We start from the raw sequence: 2,153 nt of genomic DNA on the forward strand, positions 1-2,153 counted from the left end.
AGGTCGGGGCGCCCGTGCGGCGGGTGCGCACGGGCACCCCGGGCCCGCGGGCTCAGAGCAGTCTGCGCGCCGCCCGTCGCAGGTCGTACTCGTGGATGATGGCCTTCGCATGGCCGTACGTCAGCTCGTGCGCCCCGCGGAGCCAGCTGATCCGCTCTTCGAGGCGGAGGAGGGAGGGGCCCTCCTCGACGGTGCGCATCCAGTCGGCGATCTCACGGCCGGTGCGGCGCGGGATGCGGGCCAGCAGGTTGCGGTGGGTCTGCTCGGAGAAAGTGTGGGACATCGGCGCCTCCGGACGCTTCGTACCGTCGCTCCTGGTACTCCTTCCCGTCACCGTGCCGGAGGGACGACCCGTTGGCAAGGGGCCGCTGCGGACGCGTAGGGTCGCGGGGTGCGTGATACGAGTGAACTGATCGCCGCCGTGGAGCGGTTCGCCGACCGGCTGCGGGCGGCCCCGCAGAGCCGCCTCCAGCGGGGTGCCGCGGCCGAGGGGCTGGCGCTCGCCCGAGAGCTGGCGGTGCGCGCCCAGCGGGCCGAGGACCCGGACCGGGAGCCGAGGACGATGCCCGACGCGGGCGTCTTCATGGTGGCCGATCAGCTCGCCGTCGCCGGGAACGATTTGGCCGAAATCCTACGAACGGCCCCGGCCGGCTCCGTTGGAGGGGAGCTGGACGAGGCCGTGAGGCTGGTGCGGGAGGCCGCGGAGCGCGCGGGGCTGTGAGCCCCTCCGAAGGCTCCTACAGCGAGGCGATCACCCGGTCCGCGAGGATGTAGACGTTCTCCTCGTCCGTGTCGCCGTACGAGAAGGTCAGGGCGAAGGCGCCCGAGACGCCCGAGCCGCCGAGCAGCACCGGGGCACGACCGGCCCGCAGGGCCTCCGCCAGGCGTTCCGCCGTCTCGCGGTGCCCCGGGGTCATGCACAGCGTGGTGCCGTCCGCGAAGACGTACACGTCGAGGGTGCCGAGCGGGCCCGGACGCACGTCGGTGAGTGCCGTGCGGGTGTCCGCGAGCTCCTCCAGGCGCGCCACCGTCCGCTCGTGGTCGGTGACGACCGGGGTCTGCACCGGCACGAAGTCCGGGTGCGAGGGGTGACGGCGGCGGGCCGCGGCCAGTTCGGCCGAGTCCTCCGGGTACTCGTCGAAGGAGTCGAACGCTTCCAGCGCCTCGGTGTTGTCGAGCGAGGTCGCCTCGACCTCCATGGCCTCCAGGGCCATCGCCTCCAGGCCCGCGAAGTCGGCCTGGCGCGGCACGAAGAGGGGGCCGTCCTCGGTCGGACCGCCGAGGCCGCCCAGCAAGGACGGGGCGTCAGCGGCGTCCCGGGCCTCCTGCGCGGCCCAGAAGGCACGCGCCTCGGCGAGCTCGCGCTCGCGCTCTTCAGCCAGCGCCTCGGCGACCGCGGCCCGTATCTCGGCGGCGGGCGTGGCGCGGGCCGCAGGAACCGTGGCGCCGTGACCGGAGGCCAGCTCGCCGCGCAGGGCGACGACCTCCTTCCGGAGACCGCGGACGGCGTGCAGGGCAGCAGCGCCCACGGCCGTGGCAGCGGCCGTGGTCAGCAGCAGGGCAAGAGGCATGGCGCTCACTGACGTACTCCCGATTCCGAGTCGATCCCCCGACTTCCTACATCAGCTTGTCCTGGGGCGGTGCCTGCTGTCAGTGCATTACGTCACGAATTGGACAGGTATTTCTGCCAGGCGTTTAGTCCCGAAACGGCTCTGACCTGCGAAAACGAACTCCCCCGGGACGTAGGTCACATCCTGGGGGAGATTCGGTTACGGCTGGGACGCGGCGCGGTTGACGCGCTCGGTCGATGGAGAGCCGAGCATCCGGACCCGTACCCTCCGCTCCGGCTCGGCTCAGCCGCTGGGTGTGGTGGGTCGCGCTGTGCTTCGCCACCGCTGCGGGCACGTGCCGCCCTCGTGCCTCGGGCGACCCGTACCCTCCGCTCCGGCTCGGCTCAGCCGCTGGGTGTGGTGGGTCGCGCTGTGCTTCGCCACCGCTGCGGGCACGTGCCGCCCTCGTGCCTCGGGCGACCCGTACCCTCCGCTCCGGCTCGGCTCAGCCGCTGGGTGTGGTGGGTCGCGCTGTGCTTCGCCACCGCTGCGGGCACGTGCCGCCCTCGTGCCTCGGGCGACCCGTACCCTCCGCTCCGGCTC

Annotated in this window: 3 protein-coding genes; 1 reads left to right on the forward strand and 2 read right to left on the reverse strand. The window is 73.1% G+C overall.

Features of this window, described 5'->3' with window-relative positions; genetic code table 11:
- Positions 1 to 52: 52 nt before the first annotated feature.
- The gene (locus ACFW2Y_RS33965) at positions 53 to 283 is read right to left on the reverse strand and encodes a DUF4287 domain-containing protein (protein WP_384887052.1); all 231 of its coding nucleotides are present in this window, start codon (positions 281 to 283) and stop codon (positions 53 to 55) included.
- Positions 284 to 391: 108 nt separating this feature from the next.
- On the opposite strand from ACFW2Y_RS33965, the gene ACFW2Y_RS33970 reads away from it, so the two are divergent.
- Positions 392 to 721: a hypothetical protein gene (locus ACFW2Y_RS33970; protein WP_384887055.1), complete on the forward strand. Its 330-nt coding sequence runs from the start codon at positions 392 to 394 to the stop codon at positions 719 to 721.
- Between the two features lie 16 nt (positions 722 to 737).
- On the opposite strand, the gene ACFW2Y_RS33975 is transcribed toward ACFW2Y_RS33970, so the two are convergent.
- A complete protein-coding gene (locus tag ACFW2Y_RS33975) occupies positions 738 to 1,580 on the reverse strand; it encodes a hypothetical protein (protein WP_384887058.1) in 843 nt (280 codons plus the stop codon).
- Positions 1,581 to 2,153: the final 573 nt, after the last annotated feature.

Source organism: Streptomyces sp. NPDC058877 (genome assembly GCF_042742855.1).
GTDB lineage: Bacteria > Actinomycetota > Actinomycetes > Streptomycetales > Streptomycetaceae > Streptomyces.

Excerpts from the sequence above, each read along its gene's own strand:
- ACFW2Y_RS33965 (WP_384887052.1), bottom strand. The coding sequence starts at position 283 with ATGTCCCACACTTTCTCCGAGCAGACCCACCGCAACCTGCTGGCCCGC.